This window comes from Stenotrophobium rhamnosiphilum (assembly GCF_003052265.1).
Lineage (GTDB): Bacteria > Pseudomonadota > Gammaproteobacteria > Nevskiales > Nevskiaceae > Stenotrophobium > Stenotrophobium rhamnosiphilum.
In genome coordinates, this window is record NZ_QANS01000007.1 from 42,912 (window position 1) to 69,067 (window position 26,156).

Genomic DNA, 26,156 nt, shown 5'->3' on the forward strand with positions numbered 1-26,156 from the left:
AAGACATGGTCGGCTCACTGTTTGGCGGTAGCTTAAAAATTAGCCCGCGGGATTTTCCTGATGCAGTGAATGATGCTGCGCTCGCTCCCGCATCTGGCAAGGCTTTGGCTGTGCTTGCAGGCGGTTGCTTCTGGTGTGTGGAAGTCGTCTACCGCGAATTGGAAGGCGTGCTGGAAGTGGTCTCCGGCTATTCCGGTGGCACCGCAGCGACCGCAGATTACGAGATGGTTTGCACGGGCCGCACCGAGCACGCTGAAGTGATTCAGATTGCTTACGACCCGTCTAAAATTACTTTCGGTCGTTTGCTGAAAATATTCTTCTCAGTTGCGCATGATCCGACACAACTCAATCGTCAGGGCAACGATATCGGCCCACAATATCGTTCTGCGATTTTCTATTCCGATGACGAGCAGAAGCGTGTGGCGGAAGCTTATATCCAGCAGCTTGATGCAGCAGGTGTTTTCAAATCACCCATCGTCACGCGCTTGGAGTCTTTGAGCGAATTTTTTGAGGCTGAGGCTTATCACCAAAATTATGCAGCCTTGCATCCGCAGCAGGGTTACATCGCAGCGGTTGCGATGCCCAAATTGGAAAAGCTGCGCGCGTATTTTGGTGAGCAACTCAAACGCTAGATGCGGTAGAGTTTGACCAGAACAAACAGTACGAGCTGAATCAGCGGAAGCACAGCTGAAACCAAAAACATTCGCAGGCGATAAGGCCGCTCTGGATGCTTGCGATTCTCGTACATGAAAATAAAATTCAGGAATGCCGTTGTGGGGATTCCCATGATGGCGAATAGCATTGCGCCCAAGCCAACAAATGATCCGTTGCCTGTACCGGCCAGCATGGTGCCGTAGGAAACGAGAGCTTGAAAGAGCGCTACACCGCCGACGCCAATAAGGTAGTTCAATTGCTATTCCCGAAGCGCGAGTACTGCCTGAGTGTTCTGCTCAGACAGTACTCGACTCGGTATGCGGTCTACAACTTTGGATCAATGACCTGCTTGTTGTGCGGCGGCTGGCGAGAACTGCGCCGGATTCATTGGCGTGTTGAGGCGCCACCAGCTTGTACTCTCGTTGACCAGATAGCCTGCTTCATACGCGCCTGAAGTCAGATCGTGATAAACCGATGCGCCACGATTCCAGCTCTTTGATTCCTGCGAGTAGAAATAAGTGATCAGCGAGATGCGCCACAGCTTGCCGCGGCCATCGTAGTTGTCGGCCATTAGAGCAAGCCAGCTATCTTCATCCGCGTACATCACGCGCTTGGCGTAGATGTGACGAACGCCGGATTTCAGCGTGCCTTCCAGAACCCATACGCGGCGCAGTTCATAGCGCACGTAATCGGGGTTGATGGTGCCGGGCTTGATCAAATCCTTGTACTTCACAGCTGGATCGTTGGTGCGGAAGTTGTTGTACGGCAGATAAAGTTCTTTCTTGCCGACGAGTTTCCAGGTGTAGCGCTCTGGAGAGCCGTTGAAGCCGTAGTCATCATCCACCGTGCGCAAGCCTGCAGGTGGCACCGGATAATCAAAGCCTACTTCTGGTGCTTGGCGCACGCGACGAGTGCCCGGCAAATATTGCCAAGACATCGTGCCTTCTTTGGCAAAGTTGTTCGGCTGATAACCGACAGCGATAAAACCTTTGTCACGTTCTGGCAGCAGATAGCCTGAGTAGAAGTGCGAGTTGATGCGATCGGTGTACTGCGCGGGCTTCTTCAAATCATTCGTGGCTGTGAGCACTTGGAATTTGTTGCGACCCCAAGCGATGGTGCCGTTGCCGTAGACATCGGCAATGTCGCAGATTGCAGATTGCGTCCACGTACGACCAGCGTTGGCTACGTTCCAGATTGCTTCAAGGCCGCTCTGCGGAAACGGAAAAGGAATGCCGCCGCCGGTGCCGGTGACGCCACGACCATCGTCAATGACTTCGGAAGTCACCGCGTTTTTCTTGGTGCGATCGCAGATGACGTCGTAATCCTTGAAGTCGCGATGCGATGGATAGACATCCATGCGATAGCCTTTCGGATATTTGATGAAAAGCGCTTTCTGTCCGTCCGTGAGTTTGCTCGCGTACTTCGACATGTTCTCTGCGGTGATCGAGAACAGTGGCTTTTCAGCAGCGTAAGGACCGGGGTCATAGCCGTAAGGGTTCTTCACGCCCGGCCAAGTGCCAACATATTTTCCGGTGTATTCCGGAATGCCGGTGGCTGAGCCTGCGCGTTCGGCGCCGATGCAGGTGTACTTGGGGCCATCAAGTTCTGCGGCTTTTTCAGCCGAGACTTTGGCGCTGGCCTGATGGCTGACAAGTAAGACGGCAAGTGCTGCAGTGCCGGTGAGTAGCGAGCTGAATTTCATTACTTCATTCTCCTCATTCGCGCTGCGTCAGAAAACGCAGCGGCTGGTGTTCCAGATGTTGTTCGCAGTTCTTGCGGCTTAGATCGAATACTTGATGTTGATCGCAATGTTGTCGCGATCTGCATAAGGATTTTGTTTCAGGAAACTATCGCCAATATTCTTTCCGGGGTCGCCGAAGAATTTGTTATAGCCAACGCCGATCTGCAGATTCTGCAGATACTGGAAGTTGGCCATCACGCTCAGACGCATATCACCTTCGCCATAGAGCGCACCAAAGGCGCCCGGGATTGAAGGATTGCCTTTGACCAGCCAGCCGAATGTGATCGGCGTGGACATGTCCCAGCCACCGACGATGTTGCGCTTGGTGGGAATGGCGAGCAGTTGAAATGCGTAGGCGGTGCGGTCGTAGAACAAGGTGTTGCCTTCGCCAACCGGAACGATGCCCGGCTGCGCGCCAAACTTTTCTGCGCTGAGTACACGCAGATAACCTGCTTCGCCGACCAGTGCCAGATCATCAAACCAGAGATGTGGGTTGGCGGCGTAGATCGCCGATGTCTGCGCGGATATCGTATTGCCGCGCGAGAACACCGGATTGACCGTGCCCAGTTCCAGCGCCTGCACGGCAATCGCTGCGCCATTGCGATAGCTGACTTCACCCGCGACGTTGAACGGACCCAAGACGGTGGAGAAGCTTGTCGACAACATCCTGATGCCGTCGAAGTGTTTCACCTGATAGTAGTCCGGTGTCGGTTCATTGAAGACTTGCGTCGTCAGCGGAACGCCGGCCAGATCACCAATCACTGGGAAACCGGAGTGCTGTTTAACCGATGGATTTGGGTCGTGATAACGCAAGGCGTAGAAGCCCAGCGTTGTCGATGGTGTGACTTGATACTTGAGGCCGAGGCCGTATTGGCCGAAGCGGCTGGTCGGCAGCTTGCCTTTGTATGGAATGTTGATGGTGCGTGGCGCGTTGAAGATCGGTCCGCCAAGGCCAAAGCCTAGCTGACATAGATCAACAGGGCCGAGTAGTCCCGGGCAGCTTTTTAACTCCAGTGGATTGAGTGAGCCGTAGGAGAATTCTGCGCCCGGGCCAACGCTGTCGGTAGGCGAAAGAAAATCGCCGACTGGAAAGATTTCATTGGGCTTGAACGCAAACTTGTAATAGCCCATCACGCTCCAATCTGTGCCGATGGCCAGATTGAACGAGACCTGCGGTGTTGGCAGCAAAATCTGTTTGATCTCGACGCCGGGCGTGAATGCCTTGGTGGCATCGGCCGTTGACTGTGCGCTGGACACGCCGGGGAAGAACAGACTTTCACCCCAAGCCACCATCTGATTGCCGGCACGCACATCTAGCAGTAGATCATCGTTAATGGTCCAGTTGCCGTAGAGATAAGCGTCGAGCAAGCGTGCGCGACCGCCGTCGTAACGACGCGCGCCAGCGCTGAACTCGTTGTGTGGGCCGGTCTTGTTGACGGTGTCCGGTGAGTCGTTGGCATTTCCGCGGTGATAGACAAAGTCGTAGAAGCCATCGCCAGCAATCACGGCACCATAGTTTTCATAGCTGAAGTGCAATTCAGCCAGCGTGCTTAGGCGATTATTGGTGAGATCGTATTTTCTGAAGTTGCGATTGCCGTCGTCTTGATTGACGGTGGTGGAGAGGCCGGTGTGCGTGAAACCAGCACCAGCTGCAGCCTGTTCCAGATGCAATTCAAAAGGATCGAGCGGGCCATTGATCAGACGTTCGTCTGGATCTTTCAATCGCATGCCAAGACCGTAGTTCAAGGTTAGCTTGAATTCAGTCTTGAGATCACCGAGCTCCATCGAGCCGGCGTGTGCTGCGCAAGGTAGTACAACTGCCCCGATTGCCATTGCACACCCAAGAATCTGATGCGCAAAATCCCTTCTGCGAATACGCGTTCTCATCTTCTCTCTCCTTTGCTGCATGTGCACTTTGTCGTGCTTATATAGCCCTCTTTTCGAGGTGCCCTTTTACTTCACAGCAGCAGCTTTCGCTGCTCCCCACATATTTTGTTTGGTAAAGATCAGCTTGGTTTCTTATCCAGTGCTCTGATGCGTTTAATTGTTTTATCGCTCAAGCCAGCGCCATCAGGCGACAGCAACTTCGCAGCCATTTCTGGTTTGCAGAACAGGCGAATGAAATCAGCTTGTATGCCGAGGACGACGGATTCGTGTGTGGCCTTCATGCCGTCCATCACCCAGTTGGCGAGTCGTGTTTGTTGCAGTGCGAGCAACATGCGGCCTTGATGCTCTACAGGCGCGGGACTGAAAAAGCCTTGGCTGATGCCCCAGGTAAACAATGTTTTGAGCACGAGCAAACCGCGGTCCCACATCACCTGCTCTTCGCGCGTGGGTTGCGCGGCTTGGTGATACCAAGCATGGCCTTCCTGCAGTTGCATACGCAGATAGTTGGGATGTTGTAATAAGAAGTGTAAGTGCGTTTCATTGAAGAAAAGTACTTCTTCTATAGTAGACGGCGCCTGCAGCGAATCCTGCCCTTTGGCGAGGACGGCATTGAGCATCTGGCTGTCGCGTGCGATCAAAAGGCTGCGATGTAAATCAGACTTACCTGGATAGGAAAGGTACAGGCGGCCCAGCGAAATTCCGGCTTCCGACGCGATGTCCTGCATCTTGGCGTTGTTGAAGCCCTGCTCAGCAAAAATGCGTTCAGCCACTTCCATGATGTGCTCTTTATAGAGCGCGTCTTTTGCGTCTTGAAGCGTCTTGGCGCGTGGGGCGCGGCCGCGTCCCAGCTTGACCGCTGAGAGCGGTTTGCTGTCGATGATGCCGCGCTTCTTTGTTACTGCTTTATTCATTGCGTCGTCTTAAGTGAGGCCTGTTTGCTGCCCATTGACAATAACGTAATTCGTAGTTCTAATAAAGTAATTCTAATTTCTAATTAATGCAAGCGAGGCCGTGAGGGCGGCCAACGTGACCAGCCAACAGAATCAATACGATTACATCGTGGTCGGCGGCGGCTCTGCGGGCAGCATCGTGGCTGCGCGCCTGGCAGAGGAAGGCGCGGGTTCTGTATTGCTGCTGGAGTGTGGCGATGCTGGGGACAAGCATCCTGAAACGCTGACCGAAGATGGCTTCAAGTACGCCTTTGCCAACGATGATCTGATGTTCCATCGCATGAGCGCGCCGCAGGAAGGCTGCGGTGGCCGCAAACTGTTTCTCGGAACTGGCCGTGGCATGGGCGGTAGTGGCGCAGTCAATGGCATGGTCTACACACGCGGTGATAAGCGTGATTTTGAGCGCTGGCCAAAGGGCTGGCACTACGACGATCTGGTTCCACACTTCGAAGCAGTGGAGAAGCGCATCGGCATCCGCCCACGCGTGCCGACGCCTTTCGCGCAGCGTTTTATTGATGCATCGGTGTCCGCCGGCTTTACGCGCAAGGACGGCATGAACGATGGCGAGCTCGGCGGTGTTGTCGGCTGTAATGACATGAACTATGACGAGAGTGGTCGTCGTAGTTCTTATCGTGCATGGCTGCATGAACGTCAGGTGCCGAATCTGCAGATTGTCACCAACGCATCGGTGCGTCGTTTAGTTTTTGGCGATAGCCAGCGCGCCGTGGGTGTTGAATGCGAGATTGAAGGACAGATCAAAACGTTCGACGTCAGCAAGGAAGTTGTGCTGTGCGCAGGCGCGCTGGAAACACCAAAGATCTTGATGCTCTCCGGCGTAGGGCCGCGTCAGGAAATCGAGGCACAGCGCATTCGTCTGATCAAAGATATTCCTGGCGTTGGCCAACATCTGCATGATCATCCCAATGTCTGCGTGTTCTATCGCGCAGAGCAGCCAGTGGATTTCAAATATCCGCAACTCTATGGCTTTGATGCAGCGCGTCGCCCAGCGCATGCGCAAACCAATGAGGCCCCGGATACCTGTTTTGTCTGCTTCGCAGCGCCGGGAACCTTGCATCAGTCGATGCATCGCATGGTGCCGCTGATTGCGTTGCCGGGGCCGTTGTACAAGCTCGGATTCTTGCGCAGCTTCTATCGCGTGTTGATTGATCTGGCGTTCAAACTGCCGTGGCTGCAACGCTACGTCTCAACGGTGTTTGGCATCGTCGTGATTCTTGGCAAACCGGATTCACGCGGCAGCATCGGTCTTAACTCGGCAGACCCAGCTGCGCCCGCACGCATCGACCCGGCTTATTTCAAATCGCCGCGTGATCGCGAGACGCTGCTTGCTGGTATTGCCAAGGCGAGACAGATCGCCGAGCAGCCAGCGCTGGCACAGGCGGGAGCCAAACCACTATCGCTGGGTGGCACGAACGCGTCAGAAGAAAAAATCTGGAAGTGGGCAACAGCAGCAACGATGACCACGTTCCACTTCTGCGGCAGCTGCCGCATGGGTGATGACGTGGACAGCCCAGTCGATACAAAACTCAGAGTCAAAGGTCTGCGCAATGTGCGTGTGGCGGATGCGTCAGTGATGCCGGAGATTCCGGTGTCTGCGCTTAACGCTCCCAGCATGATGATTGGTTATCGCGCGGCAAACTTTATATTGGAAGGAAAATCTTCATGAGCGCATCACTACATATCCACACGCCGCAGCCAACCGAAATCGAATGTCTAAATCCTGCAACGGGCGCGCGCCTTGGTAGCGTGCACGCATCAAGTCCGGATGAAGTGAAAGCGATTGTCGAACGCGCGCGCATCGCACAGAAAAAGTGGGGGCAGAGCACGTTCGCGCAGCGTCGTGCAGTGCTGCAGAACATCATTGATCTTACGCTCGCAAACATCGATGAGATTTGCGAAGCCGTCGTGCAAGACAGTGGCAAGACTTACGAGAACGCCATCCTTGGCGAAGTCATGCCGGTCTGCAACAAGACCAAATGGGTGATCAAGAACGGCGAGAAGTTTCTCAAGCCTGAGAAGGTTCCGTCAGGCTTGTTGATGCACAAGGCAGGTCGCATTGAATATCGTCCGCTTGGCGTCGTCGCTTGCATCGTGCCTTGGAACTATCCATTCCAGAACGTCTTCGGTTCAATTGCTGCGCCCTTGATGGCAGGCAACGCGGTGCTGGTCAAAGCTTCGGAAGCTGTGGCTTGGTCAACGCAGCTGTTCCAGAACATTATTGATAAGGCGCTGGCTAAAGAAGGTTTCTCTGCTGATACCGTTCAGATCATCAATGGCTACGGCGACACGGGCGCTGCGCTTGTGCGTAGCGGCGTGCAGAAGATTCTGTTTATTGGTTCGGTCGGAAATGGTCGTCGCATCATCGAAGGTAGCGCGCAACATCTGACTCCTGTGATCATGGAGCTGGGTGGTAAAGACCCGATGATTGTTTGTGAAGACGCCGATTTGCAGCAGGCCGTGCACTCAGCTTTGGGTGGCTGCTTCATCAATCTCGGACAGAACTGCATTGCCTCCGAGCGCATCATTGTTCTTGATGCGGTCTACGACAAATTTGTCGCTGAAATTTCAAAACTTACCGGCAATCTGCGTCAAGGCGCTCCGACCAAGCCCGGTGATTTTGATGTTGGCGCTGTTTGCTCGCCATTGCAGATCAAGGTGATCGACACGCTGGTATCGGATGCGCTGGCGAACGGTGCGAAGGCACTCGTCGGTGGCGTGCTGCCAAAAGGTCCGGGCAACTTTTATCCACCGACGATTCTCGTCAACGTAACGCCAGATATGCGCATTGCGCGTGAAGAAGTATTTGGCCCAGTGATGTTAATCATGCGCGTGCCGAATGATGCGGCTGCGATTGCTCTGGCGAATAACAGTGAATTCGGTTTGCAGTCATCCGTGATGACTAAGGATCGCGCACGTGGCGAGCGCATTGCAGATGCGCTGGAAGCGGGTGGTACCTGCATCAACGACTTCGGTATGTGCTATCTGAATCAGGATCTGCCTTTTGGCGGTGTGAAGTATTCCGGCTTCGGCCGCATGAATGGCCGCGATGGCTTGCGTGCATACACCAACGCGAAGGCCGTGTTGACTGATCGTTTCGGATTCAGCGTTCCACCGAAACTTTATCCAGTCGGCCCGAGTGTCTACGCCAATGCGCACGCCAGTATTCGCATGCTCTACGCCAGCAGTTGGACTGACAGGCTCGCCAGTCTGTGGACGCTGATCCGACTCTCAATGAAATCCAAAGGATAGTTTTATGGACGCCACATTTTTTATTTGCTGGGGTGCAATCCTCGCGTTTGACGGCTTGTTAATGCAGGCATTGGATTGGCCGGCATTTGCACGCTACCGCATTCGTACCTCGCCCACGCCGCAAATTCCGCTGATGCGTCGTCGCGTCAATACAGGACTTAATAACGTTCTGTCGCTGCTGATCTTCGCCTCGTTCTTTTACTTCCTTGGCGAAACGTCAATGGTCGCCGGTTGGCCAGGCTTCACCACCTTCTTTGGCGAAGTGCTGTGCGTGTTGTTGCTGTACGACTTCATGTATTACTTCTTCCATCGCTTTATGCACATTCGCAAAGTAATGCGTTTTTGCCACGCGGTGCATCATCGCGTGCGTTTCCCAACGGCCAGCGAGAGCATCTTCTTGCACCCGCTTGAGAACATTGGTGGACTCGGCTTGTTGATTCTGGCTATCGTCATTATTGGGCCGATCAGCACCTTCTCGTTCTTGGCGATCTTTGCGATTCATTCGTCGATCAACTTGATCGTGCATTCCAATCTGATCATTCCGCACCCGTCGTTCCGTCTGTTCAACTTCTGGGTTGAGAAGCACGACGTGCATCATCACAAAGCTAGAAATAACTATGCCTCGATCTTCCCGTTCTGGGATCAGGCCTTCGGCACTGCCGAATAAAACGAATAAAGAGAGGAGAGCACACAATGAAAAGAAAAATTCTGGTCACTGGCGGATTGGGTTTTGTCGGTCGCGCATTAGTTGATCGCTTTGCTGATGACGGCCATGACGTCACCTGCATGGACATGGGCAAGGGCGGTTATCGCAGCGATGTAAAATTTGTACAGATCGACATTCGCAATGCTAAGGCTGTGTATGAAGCGCTCAAGGGCTTCGACAGCGTTATTCACAACGCCTCGCTCGTTCACACCAAGCAGAACCGTATTGAAGATGTGTGGGCCGTGAATCTGACCGGCACCGAGAACATCATGAAGGCCTGCGGTGATCTGGGCGTTCAGCGTCTCGTCTACATCAGTTCCGGCAGTGCGGTTTACGAAGGAAAAGATATTGAGAACGGCGATGAAACTTTGCCCTACTGCAGTGTCTCACAAGCGCCTTATGCGGATAGCAAAATCGCCGCCGAGAAAGCTGTTCTCGCTTTCAATGGCAAAACCAAAACACTCACCTGTGCGATTCGTCCTCATGTGATCTTTGGCGCAGGTGACAATCGCTTTATTCCGTCGATCATGCAGAAGGCCAAGGCGGGCAAGTTGACTCGCGCAGTGGGTGATCGTGACAAGTTGTCTGACTTCACATACATCACCAACTTGATTGATGCTGTGGTTGCTGCAGAAGATCGTCTGGTGCCGGGATCAGCGGTCAATGGTCAGGCTTACTTCGTAACCAATGGAGAACCGATCGCCTTCTTCGACTTCATCGAAGATTTCATTGTCGAGATGGGCTATCCAAAGATCACCGGTAAGGTGCCGTATTGGCTTGCATACTCTGTCGCCGCGATTGCTGAAGGCATCGACACACTGAAGGGCGGAACGCTGAATGCAGAAGACGGCATGACGCGCTTCGCGATCAAGTACATGGTCACGCATCATTACTTCAATATTGCCAAAGCCAAACGTGATCTGGATTGGACGCCGAAGGTTTCGCTGAAGGAAGGCATCAAGCTGACGCTTGCTGAACTCGCCAAGCAATCCAACACTGCAAAAGCGGCGTAGGAGAAGACATGAACGCACCAACTACCATCAAGCCGCAGCAAGGAAGCGCACCGCCGAAGGCGAAGGGCGGCTTGCCGTGGATTGGGCAGATGTTCAATTTCGCGGCCAACCCCTACAAGTTTATGGAGAAGGTCGCCACGACGACCGGTGAAATTGCTTCCTTCACCATGCTCGGACAGAACATTGTTCTGTTGACGGGCGATGAAGCCAGCGAAGTGTTCTATCGTTCTACTGATGATCAACTCGACCAGTCAGCGGCATACAAGCTGATGACGCCGATTTTCGGGCCAGGCATCATTTTTGATGCGCCAAACGATCGCAAGAACGAACAGCTCAAAATGCTGATGCCGGCGCTGCGCATGGAAGCCATGCGCGACCACTCGCACAAGATCGTGCAAGAAGTCGAAGACATCATCGCGAATTGGGGTGACAGCGGCGAAATTGAACTGGTCGAGTTCATGAAGCAGCTCACCATCAACACCGCTAGTCACTGCTTGCTTGGCCGTGAGTTTCGTTACGAGCTAAGCGAAGAGTTCGCGCACATTTATCACGACCTTGAGCAGGGCGTGAATCCACTGGCGTATAACTTTCCTAATCTTCCGATTCCTAAGTTCAAACGCCGCGATCGCGCACGCGTTCGTTTGCAGGAACTAGTCGGCGCTATCGTCAAAAAGCGTACCGCGCAGACCGAGAAGCCCAGCGATCTTTTCCAGTCGCTGATCGATATGCGTTATGCGGACGGCACCAAGCTCGACGATAACGAAATCACCGGCATGCTGATCGGGGCGATTTTTGCCGGACACCACACGAGCTCCGGTACGGCAGCGTGGGTGTTGCTGGAGCTGTTGAAGGACCGTTCCTTACTGCGCAAGACGCAGGCTGAATTGGACGCGATCCTTGGCGAGAACGGCGAAGTCAGCTTCAACAGCGTACGCGAGATGAATATTCTCGAGAACGTGCTGAAGGAAGTGCTGCGCTTACACCCGCCGCTGATCGTGCTGATGCGCAAGGTTTCGCAAGATCTACAGTTCAAGAATTACACGATCAAGGCTGGCGATATGGTCTGGGCGAGTCCGCCGGTCACCCATCGCCTGTCGCGTCTGTTCACGAATCCCTTGAAGTTTGATCCGGATCGTTTCTCGCCAGAGCGCAAGGAAGACAAGAACCTGATGGCCTACCAGCCTTTTGGTGGCGGTCGTCATAAGTGCTCAGGCAATGCCTTCGCGATGTTCCAGATCAAGGCAATTTTCGCCGTGTTGCTGCGTCGCTACGACTTTGAGTTGATGGCGCCGCCAGAAACTTACGTCGACGACTACACGCAGATGATCGTGCAGCCGAAGTCGCCTTCCAAGATTCGTTATCGCATGCGTAAAGACCATGCGCATCCGATGCGTGGCGCAGGCGCCACCGATGCTGCGTCAGTGGCGGAAGCTATTGCAGGTGGTTGTCCTTTTCATGCGGCCGCGGCTAAGGCAGCAGCGCCAGCGGAAGCGCCGAAACCAAAAGTTTTCAAGGTGGTGGTGGATCGCGGTCTTTGTCAGGGGCATGCGATGTGCATGGGTGAAGCGCCTGAGACTTTCCATGTGGATAGCAATAACAATCTGGAAATCCGCAAGCCGGAAATCAAAGCAGAAGAAATGGAGAAGGTTGAACAGGCTGTGAAGTTCTGCCCCAACTCTGCATTGAAGATCGTGCACGAGTAAGGCGCGCATGAAAGTTTTTATTACCGGGGCAACAGGATTCGTTGGCGCGCATACCGCGCTGACCTTGCTGAAGGCGGGCCATCAAGTGCGTTTGCTGGTGCGTAACGAAGATGCCGCGCGCAAGTACTTTGCGGAACATGGGTTTGTCGTCGATGATTTTTTGGTGGCGGATATCCGTGACGAAGAAAAGATTCGTCCTGCGATGAAAGGCTGCGATGCCGTGCTGCACGCCGCCGCCATCGTTGCGCTCGATCCTGCGCGCGCGCAGGAAACATACGACAACAATGTTCAGGGCATGAAGGCCGTGATCGGCAGTGCTTGCGATCTGGGTATTCGCAATATCATTTATGTCTCTAGCCTCAGCGCCTTGTTCTGGCCTGATCTGCTCACAACCAATGAAGACACTCCGCTAGCGCCCTGCAAGGAGCCTTATTCACGTTCCAAGCGTGATAGCGATGAATATGTGCGCACGCTGCAAGCTAAAGGCCATCCGGTTCAGATCACTTACCCGAGTGCAGTCGTCGGACCGAATGATCCCAAGCTCAGCGAAGCCAATCACGGCCTGATCGCCTTTATTACGAAAGGCTTTCCGATGACGACCAGCGGATTCCAAGCGATTGATGTGCGTGATCTGGCAGAGGCGCATCGTTATCTGTTGGAGCATCCGCCGCAGTCTGATTTTGAAAAGAGCCGTTACATCATCGGCGGCCACTACTACCCGTGGAAAATCTTCCGCGAGAAATTGGAAACCGGCCTTGGCCGTCGCGTCCTCGCATTCCATTCGCCAGCCGCAGCGCTGCGTGGTATGGGCGCGGCAGTCGACGCGCTACAGAAAGTGATCAAGTTCAAGACGCAGGTTTCTGCAGAGGCGATGTCGTTTGTCACGCAATGGTCGCCTGCGGATTCCAGCAAGTACCTTAACCATTCCGGCCTCAAATTCCGTGATGGCGCAGAAACATTTGCCGATGCTTTCAAGTGGATGGCCAAGGCGGGCCATCTGCCGAGTCGCGATAACAAGCGACTCAACAACACATAACCATTTCACAACAATCATAAAAGGGAGAACTCACATGCCTGCACGTCGCGCACCTTCGATTGCACCACCGAATCAGTCTTATCCACGCGCTGAGTTGGAAGCGATGGTTGAAAAATGGCTGGAAGCCAATATCGCTTCTGAGCGTGAAGGCGATTGGAGTAAGCATCTCAGTGAGATGTATACCGAAGACGCGATTTACTCTTGGAACATTGGGCCTGAACAAGAATTTGTCGCCAACGGTCGCAAAGAGATTCACGACGTTGCGATTGGCTATCAGATGAAAGGTTTTGAAGGTTGGGAATATCCCTACCACGACATCATCATCGACGAGAAGCGTGGCACGGTGATTGGCTTCTGGCGTCAGGTGTCACCGGTCAAACGCAAAGATGGTTCATTCATCGCAATTGAAGGCATTGGTGGTTCCTGGTTTGAATACGGCGGCAACTATCAGTGGAAATGGCAGCGCGATTTCTTTGATATGGGTAATGCCAAAGACACCTTCTTCCAGCTTGCCGGTGCTGGCGCGTTGTCGCCAATCGTTAAAGAAAAAATTCATCGCATGGCCAAGGGCGAGATGTTGCCGGGCCACCGCAAGCTGCATCCTGATCTGACGCTCTGGGAAAAAACACGCAACGCCTTCGCGATTGTGAAAATCGCGATTGCTGGCAAGTAAGGCCGCACGCATGAGCAGCAGCCTGTTTTCGAGTAACCCGGATAAAGCCTGGGTCGAGAAATTCTTCCTGATCTACTCGCCGATCTGGATGGCGTCGATGGGGTTTCAGGTCTTCGTCGATGCGAGCAATCGCTGGAGCGATAGCGCGTTGCTGGCCTACAGTTTCACCGTAGCGATTCTGCCGCTCTTGATCCCAATGCTGCTCGCACCGCGCTTCACGACCAAATCTTGGTACGACAGCTACTGGTTCAAAGCCTATCTGTATCTGGCGGTGTTCCAGTTTTTCGGCAGCTATTTCGGCAGCGAGTATTTCTTCGATGTGCTGGGCATGGTCTATAGCTATCCGACTGTCACGACTACGCTTGATTCGGCGTTGGTGGGCAGCGGTAAGCAAACCGTGCCGCTGATCATGTACCCGTGGGCGCAGGTGTTCTTCTTGACCTATCACGCGACTGCGAACATTGCATTGCGCGCGCTGCGACGTCTCGGTGGCGGCTATGTGGTTTTTGCGATCAGCGTTTTCGTGATCGGCTATTTCTGGGCGTGGATGGAAACCAAGTCGATGGCCAATCCAATGTTGGCGACGACGTTCTATTACCAGAAGCTCGAGATCATGTTGAAGTATGGCTCGGCAATTTACGCAACGTATTTCATTGCTAGTTTCCCGATCTATTACTTCATCGACGAGACGCGTGAAAAGACGTGGACTTGGTGGCAAGTCGTCGCTGGTGGCTTAAGTGCCAGCATGTTGACGCTTTATATGCTCGACATTGCGGCGAAGTGGGTGGGATCGCTGTAACTATTGAGTTCGCTTGTATTCGGAAACCAACTCATCAAGGGATGGGTTGGCTTTTCCCATGCCATTGACGAGCGCGATGGGAATTTCTCCTGTCATCACGACATTCAAACGTTTAAAGCTTGCGAGTTTTTCTTCAGTCGGTTGGAAGGCGACCGAGGGATAGTGCGATGTTTGAATGTTCTGTATGCCCAGCTCAGTCAGTTTCTTCGCCAGTTCGCGAGCACGCTGTGCGTGTTCACGCGGGCAGTTGAGCGGGGCGAAAATCAGAACGGTGTTTTGCGGTGTGTCTGCTGGCATCGGTACTGGCAAGAAGCCATTGGGACTTGTCACTGCCGCTAGCGCGCGCTCTTCGCGGTATTCGGTCCACCAGCGCGCGCCCAAGCCGATGAGCCCCAAAACCAGCAGGACGCGAGCGATCGACATCACGCGTGGCGTTCTCCTTAGCTCAGATAAAACTGCAGCCAATACGCGCCGCTGAGAAATCCTAGTAATTCAAAGAAGCCTGAGATCCAAGGCGTGATGCCCGGATTGCCATCGAGCAGCAGGCTGACGACGCGGCCGAAGACCAAGCCGCCGAGAATTGTCATTGAGATCAGTACGCCAGCGAGTGTGAGGCTGGGAATAAATGCGCTGGCAACCATCACGGCACCAGCAGCGATGGCGACGCCACCCGCGCCGGAGCGCAGGTAGTTTTTAGCGTCGATGCTTTTGGCGCTTAGAGAGTAGGGAACGGCGATGGCTTCGACTGGCCGAAACAGTGCGCGCAAGCCGACGATTAAGAACAGTGCCCCAGTAATCACGAGGTAGAAAAACATCGCTCACTCTCCTTATGTGCGTTGTGTTCAAAGATATCTGGGTCTTGCGCCCGATACAACGAACAACGGCTTAGGAGCTTCTCAATATTTTACTGGGCGCTCGTAACGCAACTAGGCGCACGACCGGTACTGCGTGCGGTGCGAATGCTTGCTGCAATCTCTTCCGAGATCTGCGCAATGGCTTTTTGGTGTCCTTGCGCGAGCGAGGCGTAGCCTGCGCCAACGGAGATGTTGGCGCTGCTGCTGCAAACGGCAGGTGCGGCGTCGTTGTTGCTCAGGCGGACAGACCAGAGCGCGTCAATGCGAGCGTAAGCACCGGGCGCGGAGTCAAAGCGTTGTATGCGCAGATTGACGCGATAAATCGGCGTGCTGTTGTTTCTGCCAAAGCCTGCTACATCACGTACACCTAAGGTACGTGTGAGATTCCACGACAAAGCGCCATGCAGCTCATTGCTGAGCGGGGCGATCCAGCGACGTGAGTCAACGGGGACCAATTCACCTGCGCCTGTGCGCACCACGATTTGTGGCACGTCGACTTGCATCGGCACATCAACTTTCATCACTTCAATTTGATAGCTGCTATCTGTTGCCGTTGCTGCGGCACTGTTGTCAGGCATCAGCGTGTAATAGCTGGTGACGCTTTGTGGCGTTGCGCAGGCGCTTGCCGATAGTGCGAGCAGTGTTACAAGCGAACGGAGTCGACGAGAGGTGCGGATGATCATGGTGCAGCTTCCTTAGGAGCGGCGGGTTCTGCGACGACTGGCTTGCCGCGTAGCAACGACTCCGGATGTTTCTCAAGATAATCCGCCAGTGCGCGCAGCGAGCGCGAAGCAGCGTCGATTTGTTCCAGCGTGCGGCCTGCGTTCTGCTGCAGCGGCGCATCCGGTGAGACCAGATTCTGATCCAGCGATTGCAGTGTGCGCTGTGCTTCTTCCAGCATCTTCTTGGCTTGCGGCGCGAGATCCTTATCCAATTGCTTGAACACGCTGTCAGCGCTGCGCAGTGTGTCGTTCAAGTTGTTACCGATCTTGTCGAACGGTACGGCGTCGAGTTTGCGCGCGATGTTTTGAATCTGTGCTTGCACTTCTTCGAGATTGCCTGGCGTGGTCGGAATGATCAGCGGTCTGGTGTCGGGATCAAACTTCACAGGTTTGGCTCTGGCGATGACGTCCAGCGAAACGTAAGACTGTCCGGTGAGCAGATTGCCTGTACGCATTTGTCCGCGCATGCCCTGTCCAACCAACAGCGCAACCATATCCGTCGGCGCAAGGCCCAATGATTGTTCGGCTTTCAGCAGTGTGTGATAGACCGGGCCCATGCGTTCTGGATAGACCACAGCGTCAACATTGGTGAAGAAGACACGCGTGTTGGGATCGTAGTCAATCTGAATCGACTTAACGACGCCAAGCGTAATGCCGCGGAAATCAACCGGCGAGCCAACCGTGAGGCCGCGCGTCGATTGACCAAACACCATGCGAATGTCGATGCCAATGCCATCGGGTGGCGCGAGCGCAGTCATCTGATCGCTGAACAGTGTGAATTCGGCGTTCTCTTTCGCAGGCTCGCCGGGTTTATCTTCGCTATACGCTTGGAAAGCGATGCCGCCGGCAAGCACTGTCGCAACTGATTGAGTGCTGACCTTAAGGCCTGCCGCATTCAAGGTGAGATCGACGCCGCTGGCATTCCAGAATCGTGTGTTGGTACCAACAAATTTATCGTAAGGCGCATTGATGAAAACTTGTATGGTCACGCCCTTGCCGTTGGCGTCGAGCTCAGCCGCAGTAATGCGGCCCACCGGCATCTTGCGGAAGTAGGCTGGAGAACCGACCGTGAGTGAGCTGGCGTCAGTGGTGTGAAGCATGAAGCGACGGCCCTTCAAATCATGTGCAATTGCAGGCGGTTTTTCCAAGCCTACAAATTCGGTTTGTTCGTTGGTTGAATTTCCGATGTCGACGCCCAAATACGCGCCAGACAATAAGGTGCTGATACCGGAGATGCCGCCCAAGCCCACGCGCGGACGCTCAACCCAGAAGCGCGTGTCGTCGACAGCGATGCTGGACGCGTTTTTGCTGAGGTCAACCGTTACGACAACATGCGAGCGATCACTGCTAAGCGCGAGGTTACGAACTTTTCCAATCACCACATCTTTGTATTTAACTTCGGTCTTATCTGCTTCCAGACCTTCGGCGCTATCAAAGGTGATGGTGATCGTGGGGCCAGATTGCAAAACGCCGCGCACAACGAGCACCAAGCCGGCGAGGGCCGCGACCAGTGGCACTAACCAGATTAACGACAGGCTTCCACGGCGCGGGGGTTTTACTTCCGGCGTCGGTAGCTTTCTTGCGTAGTCTGGAGATTCTGGAGTCGACATCCTGTTAACCGTTTGTTTGGCCGTTATCTGGAGGTGTGCTTGATTTGGGTTCGTCCGTATCCCAAATCAGTCGTGGATCAAAGCTCATTGACGAGAGCATCGTCAGTACAACAACGGCTGCAAATGCGACGATGCCAGGGCCAGCTTGGACCAGTGCAAGTTTATTGAAGTGTACCAGCGTTATGAGCAGGGCCACGACGAAAACATCCAGCATCGACCAATGACCGATGTGCTCAATGATGCGGTAAAGCTTCGTACGCTCGCGCTGACGCCAAGTCGATTTACGTTGCGTGCTGATTAATAAAAAAGTCATCAGGCCAAGTTTCAAAATAGGCACCACTACACTGGCGGTAAAAACGATGATGGCCAAGTCCCATGCACCGTCTTGCCAAAGGTCGATTACACCAGAGACGATGGTGGACGACAGTGTGTTGTACATCTTAGTGGTCAACATAATCGGCAGCAGATTGGCCGGTATGTACAGAATTGTCGCCGCAATCAAATAGGCCCAACTACGGGACAGACTGTTGGGTTTGCGCGTATAGACGTGCTCATCGCAGCGCGTACACCGCGAATGTCGCAGTTCTTCTTGATTGTCCAGAACCAGTCCGCAGGCATGGCAGCTGATCAGTTTGAGGTCACGCGCTCGCGATGAGTTGTTCATGCGTCAAGCGCCTCGGATTGATCCCAAAGGTCTTGTAGGTCAAACGAGCTGAGGACGGTCAGCAGCAGCGTGAGCGTGGCGAAACCCCACAAGCCAATTTGCGCCGCGACTGCGGCGACTGCGGTCAGTTTGATCACGGAGACAACGGCGCCGAGCATGAACACTTCCACCATGCTCCACGGCTGCATTTCGCGCAGCGCGTGCATCGCTCCAATAAATGCACGCGGCTTTCGGCCCGCGCGCAGTGGAATCAGCACGTAGGCGAATAACAAAATCTGAATCAGGGGGAAAAAGAATGCAGACGCCGCTGCAAATACCGCGATCACGCCGACATTTGAATCAAGCGTGAACAGCAGGGTGTCCCACAGCGTTGCACGATTGCTCAGGCCCGACATATTGAGTTCAACAATCGGGTAGCAGTTGGCAATCACAAACATGATGGCGCTGGCCAGAGTCAGCGCCAACATCACATCGATATCGACACGCGCATTTCTATACAGCTCGCTGCCGCATTGCAGACAGTGAGCTTTTTCTCTGCGCTTTAATGGCGTGCGGCTATACACCGCATCGCAGTATTCGCAGATCACCAGACTGGCGGGGTTCAACCGGGATTGCATGGTGCGCCTGAATTTTTCTGGGAGTCAGGTCCGTATTGACCTGATGTGAGCCTAACAAAATTTGAGTGGACGCGATTGCTATTTGGGTTCGACGTATTTCCTCTGAGCTAATGCATGGCCTGATGATATTTTTGCAGTTAGGGCAGCAAGCTCAAATCAATGTATTGCGGCGTAAAGCTGAGCGTGATCGGCAATCCGGCAGCGCCAATTTGAGCAACGCTGCTTGTGCCTAGCATGCTGACTACAGTGGCTCGGACATTGTTGCTTGTCATGTCTGGAAGAATGGACGTCGTGTAGTTGGCGCCTGTTGTCCAAGCCACGGCTTTTTTCTTTCCTGCTGCGTTGGCGAAGATCAGGATGTAGTCCTGACTGTTCGCAGTCGCTACTCGATTCACCAATTTGTAACTGCCCAATTGTTGGCTGAGGGTTTTTAAGGCGTAGTACGCAGGCTTTAGGCCCAGTGTTGCCGTGACAATGCCAAAGTTATGTTCTTTATTGGACGCATCCGTGCCGTTATTTTTCCAGTCATACCAGATGGAAATGGGGACGTTGTTGAGCAGATTGTTGAGTTGCATGCGCACCGCATAAGCGGCCTGTAAATCCAGCGGATATGCGTTGGTAAATGTTGGATATCCCCATTCGCCACTGATCAGTGGAATTGGAGTGCTACGTGATGCTGGCGTTAATTGGCCAATCACCCACTGCAGATATTGAAATTCCGCGTCTACTGTTTCAGGTACATCCCAGCGGTAAGCGTGAACGCTGACGGCATCAATGCAGTCCAGTACACCAGCGCCTAAATAAGCGTAGAGATAGTTCCAATCCAAGCCGGCTATGGCACCGCCGACAACGACAGCGTTTGGTGCCACGCTGTGAATTGCATTACATGTTGCGGTAGTCAAAGTGGTGTAGTCCACAACATTGGGTGTGGGTTTCCAGAATGCGGCCATATTGGGTTCGTTCCAGATTTCCCAGATCACATTTTTGGATTTGTAACGCAGTGCTGCCGCTTTTGCCCAAGCTGAAAATCCGGCGACGCTACTTGGTGAGTTTGGGGCGTCAATGTATGCGGCATAGGGCACGCCGTTTTGCGTAAGAATTCGGACTTCTTCGTATAGCGCGTTGGAGTAATCCAAAATGAAGTACGGGCGCATGCCGCGCGCAGTGAGATTGTTGACCAACTCGTCGTAGGGCGCCCAGTTGTAAACGCCTTTCTGAGATTCGATAGCGTCCCACTTGAAGTCGGCGCGAACAACCTTCACGCCGGCAGCTGCCATCAAGTCGAGGTCTTTGGTATTGCCTTTGACGAAATGGATGCTCTGACCCGGGCTATTCGCAAGCGCTGGTGCGGGTAGGGTCGCTGCTTGCGCGATCAGTGGCGCAAGCAAGAAAAGTGCAGCGGCTACTTTTTGTGCTTTCGAAAACATGCGGATTCTTCCTTGATTCCAAGCCGTAAATTTCTACGGCATTGCTCTGTATTTACAATATCGGACGCGCACACTTCTTTTTAAAGTGCCAACGTGAGCGTTTATCTATCGTTAGTGCGCCGCTTGTCGGCAGGCATGTTCAGAAGGATGATCTGGCAGTTCGCCGCTAAGTGTTGTCCGCATTTCACCCGTCGCGTGTGGCAGATTTCCTCAAGCGTGAGAGCTTTTGCCTCGGGATAAGTCAGATATTGCTTTCGTGCAGCATCACGGATCTGCAGCGCTATTTTTTTGGGCCATCCCTACCATCGATTGTGGCTGCAAGCGCGCATTCGAAGCGTTTGCCATGTACAGGGAATGGCACCATGAGATTTTTGTACTTTGTGCGAGTCGCTGTTGTGGGTATGGGGATTTATGGGCTTGCTGCTTCGGCGGCTGAGCCTGGGATTAATCTCAATACGCAGATCGCAAGCCAGAAGATTGCCGTGCGTGTATCGACAGGGAGCCCCACAGCGGTTGTCGTGAAGGCGAAAGGGCCGGTGCTCAATGCGAATATCAATCTGCAAGGGCAGGGTAGTGATTGCTCGCAGTTGGTGAGCAGGATTGCGTTGGGACTTTGTGTGCCGGGTGGGCCGGATGGGCCGGTTAGTCCGAATTAAAGGTTGTTGTTTCATCTGGTCCCGCCGCTTTTTGCTAACTCTGCGCGCTCGATTTCAGACGGTATCTAGTTTGCCGACCGCGTCGCTCCTGCGCATCCTTGATGTAAGGGCCCTTCGGCACGAACACCTCCGCTCTTTCGCGTTCGCCAAGCGATAGCATCTCTGCACAAACAGCCCCATTCCTGCGCATCCATGCGCCCATGGGGTACAGGGCATCCTGCCCATAAAAAAAGCCGACTCCTGCGAGTCGGCTTTGAGTTGTGTCGGAGTGAACCGACCAGCGCATCCTTGCGCCGTTATTAGTGTCTGTAGCCTTTCACGCGAATCTTGAAGTCCATGGCTGGGCCAGGCGTCGGTGCGGTCTTGGTCTTAAGAACATAGTTAGGTGTTTCGAGTTCCATGTCCACTTTGTAGAACAGGCGCGCCATCGACAGTGCCATCTGCACTTCAGCCAAGCTCTTGCCCAAGCAGGTGTGCGGGCCGCGGCCGTAGGGTGAGTACACGCCCGGCTGCAGATGCTCAGCGCGTGGCTTCTGGTAGCGGTCGATGTCGAAGGTTTTGTGGTCGGGGAAATATTCGTCCATGAAATGCGGCACGCTGGTGCCGATGAAGATCATTTCACCTTCATGAATCTGATGGCCTTCAAACACGAAGTCTTTGTTGGCGGTGCGCATCTGTGCCACGGCAATCGGATACAGACGCATCGATTCCATGATCGCGCCGTTGAGTGACGGCAGCTTCTTCAGCAAGCCGTCTTCGTCAACTTCACCGGCAGCAAATAGTTCATCAACTTCCTTCAGCACGCGAGCCTTTACTTCTGGGTGCTTGAGCACAGAGTAAATAACGGCTGCGGTGGTGTTGGCGACGGTGTCGAGGCCAGCAACATAAGGACCGGTGAGAGAAACGATCAGATCGCTCTCCGGCATGATTTCTGGCGTTTCGATATGCGCAGCCATGATGTCGTCGATCAGGTTGCGATCTTCCGGCTTCGTCGTGGCGTAGCGTGCCTTGGCGTCCTTGATCATCTTGTAGCCAAGTTCCATCACTTTGCCCTTGGCCTTTTTGTATTCAGGGCGCTGGAGCAGGATTTTGGGACGCTGACGCGTGACCAATACATTGAGGATATAAATGATCGCGGTACGGATGTCCTTCACGTATTCCAACGGCGCTGCGCCGGTGAGAATCGTGCCGAGCTGATCGACAACCATGTACTGCATGCCTTCGACGACGGGGACTTCTTTGCCGACTTGCCAATCGCGTTTGATCGAGCCGTCAGTGATCGACACCAGTTCGTTGTAACGACCTTTGATTGATTCTTTGGAGTAGCCGTTGCGCATGATGTCGCGCAGTTGCTTGTGGCTTTCACCGTCTTCGCCGGTGAGCATGCGGTTGGCGCCGTACTCGCCGCAGAGGCCTTGCCAGAATTCTTTCGAACGCAGCGACTCTTTACCAGCGCGTGTGCCCATGAAGTTGGCGGCTTCAACGCCGGAGATCAACACATATTTCACGCCGAGGATGCTGAGGCGGCAAACCGGACCGTAAGTGCGATAGCAGTGCACAAAGAATTCGGCTGGGCCTTTGGCCATGTCGAGAACATTACCCAACAGGGGCAGGCCGGGTACTTTTGGCGTCTTTTTCAGCGCAACGGTTTCTGCAGTAGCACTCACGTGATCCCCCTAATAATCAATATCTTGGCCGACCATACTGCAAGCCAAGAGGCTAGAGTAGCTACAAACGGATGAGTTTTAAGAATCGATTCTAGAAACTCTGTGTAAAGACGTGAAACCCCTACGAATAAGGCTGAATTGCCGGGCGGCAAAAACCGCCCGCCAGGCCCTTTAAAGCAGCGCCTCTTCCAGCTCTTCCAGCGCTTCGCGGCTGTAGACGGCCAGGCGCTGCAAATGCGGCAGGGTGTCGCGGCAGCCGATAAAGCCAAAGTTCAGCGTGTCGACGTAGCTGACTACAGTGATGTTGAGGCCGTAACCAGCAATCGGAATCGACAGTGGGTAATAGCCTTCCATTTTGTAGCCGCGGAAATAGAGATGCTTTTTCGGCCCCGGCACATTCGAGATCACCACATTAAATGCCGGGCGCACACGGCCGACGGCACCGGGAATCTGCGACAGCATCATCGGCGCCATCAATAGCGCGCTGTATTCCATGATGCCCATCTTGGTCATGCCAGAAAGCTGCGCTTTGGCTTCGCGTGTCGACGCGATGATGGCGCGGAAGCGTTCGACCGGATCTTCAATATCTGTTGCGAGCGACGCCAAGATCGAGCCGACCGCATTGCCGCCACCCGGATCATCTTTAGGACGAATGTTGACGGGTAGCATCGCCGTCAGTGGTTTGTCGGGCAGTGCATTCAATTCCAGCATCAACTTGCGCAGGCCTGCGGAAGACAGCGCCAACACTATGTCATTGAGTGTGCCGTCATAAGCCTTGGCCACAGCCTTGAGGCGATCGACCGGAAACTGCTGCGTAGCAAAGCGGCGATTGCGACTGATCTTTTGATTGATGATCGACTTGGGCGCAGACATCGGTGCCACCAGCGTGTTCTTCTCTTTGCCGGGCGCCAGCGTTTTGAATAATGCCTTGGTGATATTGCGAGAAGCGCCTGCCTGTTCTTTGGCAAGGCTCATCAGTGCTTCAAGCGTTGGCACTTTTTCTTCTGCGGCACGCGCAACGCGTTCAGCAGGTTCACGCGAGTAGAACATCGGCGTATCGCGTTCTTTAGGATTGCTCGAAAGACCCGCTTCCATCAGCTTGGCGCCGGTGTACCCGTCGACGAGTGCGTGATGCACTTTGAAGTAGATCGCGAAGCGGCCGCCTTCGAGTCCTTCAATAAAGTGGACTTCCCATGGCGGGCGATGAAAGTCGATGCTGTTGCTGTGTAGGCGTGAAACCAGAATGCCGAGCTCGCGTTCGTCGCCGGGCGATGGGAGTGCTGAGCGACGCACGTGATATTCCACATCAAAATTGTCGTCCTCAACCCAACCTTGCAAAGGGCTGGCGATGATCGACGGCGTTTTGAGTTTGAGATTCCACGGCGAGTAAACCTGTGCGTCCTGCCGAATCTCATCCATCAGCTTGCGCAAAAAATCGGGTGGGGCATCGGCTGGCGGCGTAAACGGCGACAGCGAGCCCACATGCATCATCGTTTCGCGGGTTTCACCGGCGAGAAAGGTCCAGTCCAAAGGGTTGAGACGTTTGACGGTTCCCATGCATTTCTCCTTTCTTATTGTGGAGCGATGTTATCGCTTTCATTAAGATTCGCCATATATAACTAAATAGAATATATAACTCATTTAATATTATTTTTAAGTTTCATGGCCAGTCCCTAGTATCCCTGCATCGCCGTCTATTGCCACCACGTTCAGCGCCGCTAGAGCGCAGCTGATGTGAGGCGCAGGCGCCACAGAAAAGGAGAAAGCTCAGATGTCAGTCACAGCTCAAGAAGTGTTTGCTTCAGCTAGCGCGCCCGGCGCAGCTGCAAGCCATCGCGTGTTGGATGACGCGCGTGCAAAAGCAGTGGCCGCTTCGCTGAATTATGCCGGTGGCGTTTCTCCGAAAGATGCATGGGATTTGGTCGGCAGCGGCGTGGCTGTTTTGGTTGATGTGCGAACTGCTGAAGAGCGCGCCTTTGTCGGTCAGGTGCCCAACACCTTGCATGTGCCGTGGGCTAGCGGCACGGCGCTCACACGCAATCCACGTTTTGTTCGCGAGTTTGAACAGAAGGTCAGCAAAGAACAGGTTGTTCTTTTGCTGTGCCGCAGCGGTAAGCGCTCGGTGTTAGCTGCAGAAGCGGCGACTAAAGCGGGCTTCAATAACGTTTTTAATATTCTCGAAGGTTTCGAAGGTGAAATCGACGCACAACTGCATCGCGGCAATAGCGATGGTTGGCGTTATCACGGTCTGCCTTGGGTACAGGACTGAGTCTGTCAAAGATTCAAGGAGGAATCGGCGTGAGTAAATCTGTACCGCAAGCGGCACATTGGGATTTGGTTGGCATCGTCACCGAGCTGCGTGAAACACGCGAGCGTTGGCGACTGAAGCGCAACCGTGATCTCGGTGCGCATGAGTTTCCTTCGCGCGACATTATTCGAGACATCGTTACGCAATTGCGTGGCGCCTTATTTCCATTGCGTTTGGGTCCTGCCGATCTGAAACGTGATGGTGAAGATTTTTACGTCGGCAATGTATTGGATGCCGCACTGAATGCGCTGGTTGCTCAGGTCAAGCTGGAACTGACTTCGCGTCAGCGCAACGAAGACAAACCGATTGAGGCTGATGTACTGACTTGGAAGGCGGGCGAAATTGTCACCTCGTTCGCAAAAGCACTGTCGGATTTACGCGCGGTTCTTGATACGGATGTCGAAGCGGCTTATCGCGGTGATCCTGCTGCGCGCAGCGTAGATGAAGTGTTGCTGTGCTATCCCGGTGTTCTCGCGCTCATCAATCACCGCCTCGCACATGAACTGTATTGGCTCGGCGTGCCATTGATCGCACGCATCATCGCGGAGTTGGCGCACTCGGAAACCGGTATCGACATTCATCCGGGCGCAACAATTGGCGGGCATTTTTTCATTGATCACGGCACCGGTGTGGTGATTGGTGAAACCGCGCAAATCGGTGAGAACGTCCGTGTGTATCAAGCCGTAACGCTAGGTGCAAAACGTTTCGAAGCGACAGAAGATGGCGCGCTGCTGAAAGGGCAAGCACGTCATCCGATTGTTGAAGACGAAGTTGTTATTTACGCAGGCGCAACCATTCTTGGGCGCGTCACCATCGGTAAAGGATCAACGATTGGAGGCAATGTATGGCTTACACGCAGCGTGCCACCGGGCAGCCAGATTACACAGGCTCGTTCGCAGCAAGAAGGAACGGAGGCAGCAAAGTGAGCCTTCTTGAAAAAAGATTTGGACAGGTTGTGCGCGAAGAGCGAGAGAAAAAAGGTTGGTCGCAAGAGTTGCTGGCTGAAGCGGCGAATTTGAATCGCAGCTATCTCGGCGAGATTGAGCGCGGCTTGGTGACGCCATCACTAGTGACGATCAGCAAGTTGGCTGCGGGCTTAGATGTTGCGCCGTCGACGCTGATTACGCGCTGGGAAAACGACGCGGCATAAATCCTGCTGTAGAAAAGGAACAGAATTTTTACTGGCATAGATATTGATGGCG

At 53.9% G+C, this 26,156-nt stretch carries 26 protein-coding genes; 13 read left to right on the forward strand and 13 right to left on the reverse strand.

All coding sequences use genetic code 11. From position 1 onward, the window contains the following. Nucleotides 1-5: 5 nt before the first annotated feature. Entirely contained in the window at nucleotides 6-632 is a 627-nt protein-coding gene (msrA, locus tag CJD38_RS16140) for a peptide-methionine (S)-S-oxide reductase MsrA (protein WP_107941416.1), read from the forward strand. On the opposite strand, the gene CJD38_RS16145 is transcribed toward msrA, so the two are convergent. The 4 genes from CJD38_RS16145 to CJD38_RS16160 form a co-directional block, all read right to left on the reverse strand. After that, on the reverse strand, nucleotides 629-910 hold the full coding sequence (locus tag CJD38_RS16145) for a hypothetical protein (protein WP_107941417.1): 282 nt from the start codon (nucleotides 908-910) through the stop codon (nucleotides 629-631). The genes msrA and CJD38_RS16145 overlap by 4 nt on opposite strands. A gap of 81 nt (nucleotides 911-991) precedes the next feature. Further along, nucleotides 992-2,356 (reverse strand): DUF1329 domain-containing protein, encoded by a 1,365-nt coding sequence (locus CJD38_RS16150; RefSeq protein ID WP_107941418.1) that lies wholly within the window; start codon nucleotides 2,354-2,356, stop codon nucleotides 992-994. 78 nt (nucleotides 2,357-2,434) lie between these two features. Further along, nucleotides 2,435-4,282 carry a DUF1302 domain-containing protein gene (locus tag CJD38_RS16155; protein WP_107941419.1) on the reverse strand — a complete coding sequence of 616 codons (1,848 nt, stop codon included), beginning with the start codon at nucleotides 4,280-4,282 and terminating at the stop codon, nucleotides 2,435-2,437. Nucleotides 4,283-4,401: 119 nt separating this feature from the next. Continuing rightward, entirely contained in the window at nucleotides 4,402-5,193 is a 792-nt protein-coding gene (locus CJD38_RS16160) for a TetR/AcrR family transcriptional regulator (RefSeq protein WP_107941420.1), read from the reverse strand. A 115-nt stretch (nucleotides 5,194-5,308) separates the two neighbouring features. On the opposite strand from CJD38_RS16160, the gene CJD38_RS16165 reads away from it, so the two are divergent. The 8 genes from CJD38_RS16165 to CJD38_RS16200 are packed head-to-tail and all read left to right on the forward strand — an operon-like array spanning nucleotide 5,309 to nucleotide 14,429. Beyond that, nucleotides 5,309-6,916: a GMC family oxidoreductase gene (locus CJD38_RS16165; protein WP_146166006.1), complete on the forward strand. Its 1,608-nt coding sequence runs from the start codon at nucleotides 5,309-5,311 to the stop codon at nucleotides 6,914-6,916. Then, nucleotides 6,913-8,499 (forward strand): aldehyde dehydrogenase family protein, encoded by a 1,587-nt coding sequence (locus tag CJD38_RS16170; RefSeq protein WP_107941422.1) that lies wholly within the window; start codon nucleotides 6,913-6,915, stop codon nucleotides 8,497-8,499. The genes CJD38_RS16165 and CJD38_RS16170 overlap by 4 nt, the downstream gene beginning before the upstream one ends. A 4-nt stretch (nucleotides 8,500-8,503) precedes the next feature. Next, nucleotides 8,504-9,166, forward strand: coding sequence for a sterol desaturase family protein (locus CJD38_RS16175; RefSeq protein ID WP_107941423.1), 663 nt, complete (start codon nucleotides 8,504-8,506; stop codon nucleotides 9,164-9,166). Between the two features lie 26 nt (nucleotides 9,167-9,192). Beyond that, nucleotides 9,193-10,218 carry an NAD-dependent epimerase/dehydratase family protein gene (locus CJD38_RS16180; RefSeq protein ID WP_107941424.1) on the forward strand — a complete coding sequence of 342 codons (1,026 nt, stop codon included), beginning with the start codon at nucleotides 9,193-9,195 and terminating at the stop codon, nucleotides 10,216-10,218. A gap of 8 nt (nucleotides 10,219-10,226) precedes the next feature. After that, nucleotides 10,227-11,921 (forward strand): cytochrome P450, encoded by a 1,695-nt coding sequence (locus tag CJD38_RS16185; RefSeq protein ID WP_107941425.1) that lies wholly within the window; start codon nucleotides 10,227-10,229, stop codon nucleotides 11,919-11,921. A 7-nt stretch (nucleotides 11,922-11,928) separates the two neighbouring features. Then, complete coding sequence (locus tag CJD38_RS16190; protein ID WP_107941426.1) at nucleotides 11,929-12,957, forward strand: NAD-dependent epimerase/dehydratase family protein; 1,029 nt, start codon at nucleotides 11,929-11,931, stop codon at nucleotides 12,955-12,957. Between the two features lie 34 nt (nucleotides 12,958-12,991). Beyond that, the gene (locus tag CJD38_RS16195) at nucleotides 12,992-13,630 is read left to right on the forward strand and encodes a hypothetical protein (protein ID WP_107941427.1); all 639 of its coding nucleotides are present in this window, start codon (nucleotides 12,992-12,994) and stop codon (nucleotides 13,628-13,630) included. 10 nt (nucleotides 13,631-13,640) lie between these two features. Next, nucleotides 13,641-14,429 (forward strand): hypothetical protein, encoded by a 789-nt coding sequence (locus CJD38_RS16200; RefSeq protein ID WP_107941428.1) that lies wholly within the window; start codon nucleotides 13,641-13,643, stop codon nucleotides 14,427-14,429. Here the strand turns inward: CJD38_RS16200 and CJD38_RS16205 are convergent, their stop codons facing one another. The 7 genes from CJD38_RS16205 to CJD38_RS16235 form a co-directional block, all read right to left on the reverse strand. Continuing rightward, nucleotides 14,430-14,852 carry a hypothetical protein gene (locus CJD38_RS16205; protein WP_107941429.1) on the reverse strand — a complete coding sequence of 141 codons (423 nt, stop codon included), beginning with the start codon at nucleotides 14,850-14,852 and terminating at the stop codon, nucleotides 14,430-14,432. A 17-nt stretch (nucleotides 14,853-14,869) separates the two neighbouring features. Next, nucleotides 14,870-15,244, reverse strand: a complete 375-nt coding sequence (locus CJD38_RS16210; RefSeq protein WP_107941430.1) for a DUF4345 family protein — start codon at nucleotides 15,242-15,244, stop codon at nucleotides 14,870-14,872. An 89-nt stretch (nucleotides 15,245-15,333) separates the two neighbouring features. Then, nucleotides 15,334-15,966: a PqiC family protein gene (locus CJD38_RS16215; protein WP_107941431.1), complete on the reverse strand. Its 633-nt coding sequence runs from the start codon at nucleotides 15,964-15,966 to the stop codon at nucleotides 15,334-15,336. Continuing rightward, a complete protein-coding gene (locus CJD38_RS16220) occupies nucleotides 15,963-17,615 on the reverse strand; it encodes a PqiB family protein (RefSeq protein ID WP_107941432.1) in 1,653 nt (550 codons plus the stop codon). Before CJD38_RS16220 ends, CJD38_RS16215 begins: the two co-directional genes overlap by 4 nt. A gap of 4 nt (nucleotides 17,616-17,619) precedes the next feature. Beyond that, on the reverse strand, nucleotides 17,620-18,279 hold the full coding sequence (locus CJD38_RS16225; RefSeq protein ID WP_107941433.1) for a paraquat-inducible protein A: 660 nt from the start codon (nucleotides 18,277-18,279) through the stop codon (nucleotides 17,620-17,622). Continuing rightward, nucleotides 18,276-18,896, reverse strand: coding sequence for a paraquat-inducible protein A (locus CJD38_RS16230; protein ID WP_240783689.1), 621 nt, complete (start codon nucleotides 18,894-18,896; stop codon nucleotides 18,276-18,278). Before CJD38_RS16230 ends, CJD38_RS16225 begins: the two co-directional genes overlap by 4 nt. Before the next feature lie 137 nt (nucleotides 18,897-19,033). Beyond that, a complete protein-coding gene (locus CJD38_RS16235; protein ID WP_107941435.1) occupies nucleotides 19,034-20,323 on the reverse strand; it encodes a cellulase family glycosylhydrolase in 1,290 nt (429 codons plus the stop codon). Nucleotides 20,324-20,685: 362 nt separating this feature from the next. Here CJD38_RS16235 and CJD38_RS16240 point away from each other — a divergent pair, with 362 nt between their 5' ends. Then, a complete protein-coding gene (locus CJD38_RS16240; RefSeq protein ID WP_146166007.1) occupies nucleotides 20,686-20,979 on the forward strand; it encodes a hypothetical protein in 294 nt (97 codons plus the stop codon). Nucleotides 20,980-21,278: 299 nt separating this feature from the next. Here the strand turns inward: CJD38_RS16240 and CJD38_RS16250 are convergent, their stop codons facing one another. Together CJD38_RS16250 and CJD38_RS16255 are read right to left on the reverse strand one after the other, a co-directional pair. Next, the gene (locus tag CJD38_RS16250) at nucleotides 21,279-22,646 is read right to left on the reverse strand and encodes a cytochrome P450 (protein WP_107941438.1); all 1,368 of its coding nucleotides are present in this window, start codon (nucleotides 22,644-22,646) and stop codon (nucleotides 21,279-21,281) included. A 171-nt stretch (nucleotides 22,647-22,817) separates the two neighbouring features. Beyond that, the gene (locus CJD38_RS16255; RefSeq protein WP_107941439.1) at nucleotides 22,818-24,203 is read right to left on the reverse strand and encodes a WS/DGAT/MGAT family O-acyltransferase; all 1,386 of its coding nucleotides are present in this window, start codon (nucleotides 24,201-24,203) and stop codon (nucleotides 22,818-22,820) included. Between the two features lie 214 nt (nucleotides 24,204-24,417). Between CJD38_RS16255 and CJD38_RS16260 the strand changes: the two genes are divergently transcribed. Genes CJD38_RS16260 through CJD38_RS16270 form a run of 3 tightly spaced genes read left to right on the forward strand, consistent with a single transcriptional unit; the run spans nucleotide 24,418 to nucleotide 26,104 of the window. Continuing rightward, on the forward strand, nucleotides 24,418-24,915 hold the full coding sequence (locus CJD38_RS16260) for a rhodanese-like domain-containing protein (RefSeq protein WP_107941440.1): 498 nt from the start codon (nucleotides 24,418-24,420) through the stop codon (nucleotides 24,913-24,915). 23 nt (nucleotides 24,916-24,938) lie between these two features. Then, nucleotides 24,939-25,880 (forward strand): serine O-acetyltransferase EpsC, encoded by a 942-nt coding sequence (gene epsC, locus CJD38_RS16265; RefSeq protein ID WP_436296049.1) that lies wholly within the window; start codon nucleotides 24,939-24,941, stop codon nucleotides 25,878-25,880. After that, nucleotides 25,877-26,104: a helix-turn-helix domain-containing protein gene (locus CJD38_RS16270; RefSeq protein ID WP_206363041.1), complete on the forward strand. Its 228-nt coding sequence runs from the start codon at nucleotides 25,877-25,879 to the stop codon at nucleotides 26,102-26,104. The genes epsC and CJD38_RS16270 overlap by 4 nt, the downstream gene beginning before the upstream one ends. Nucleotides 26,105-26,156: the final 52 nt, after the last annotated feature.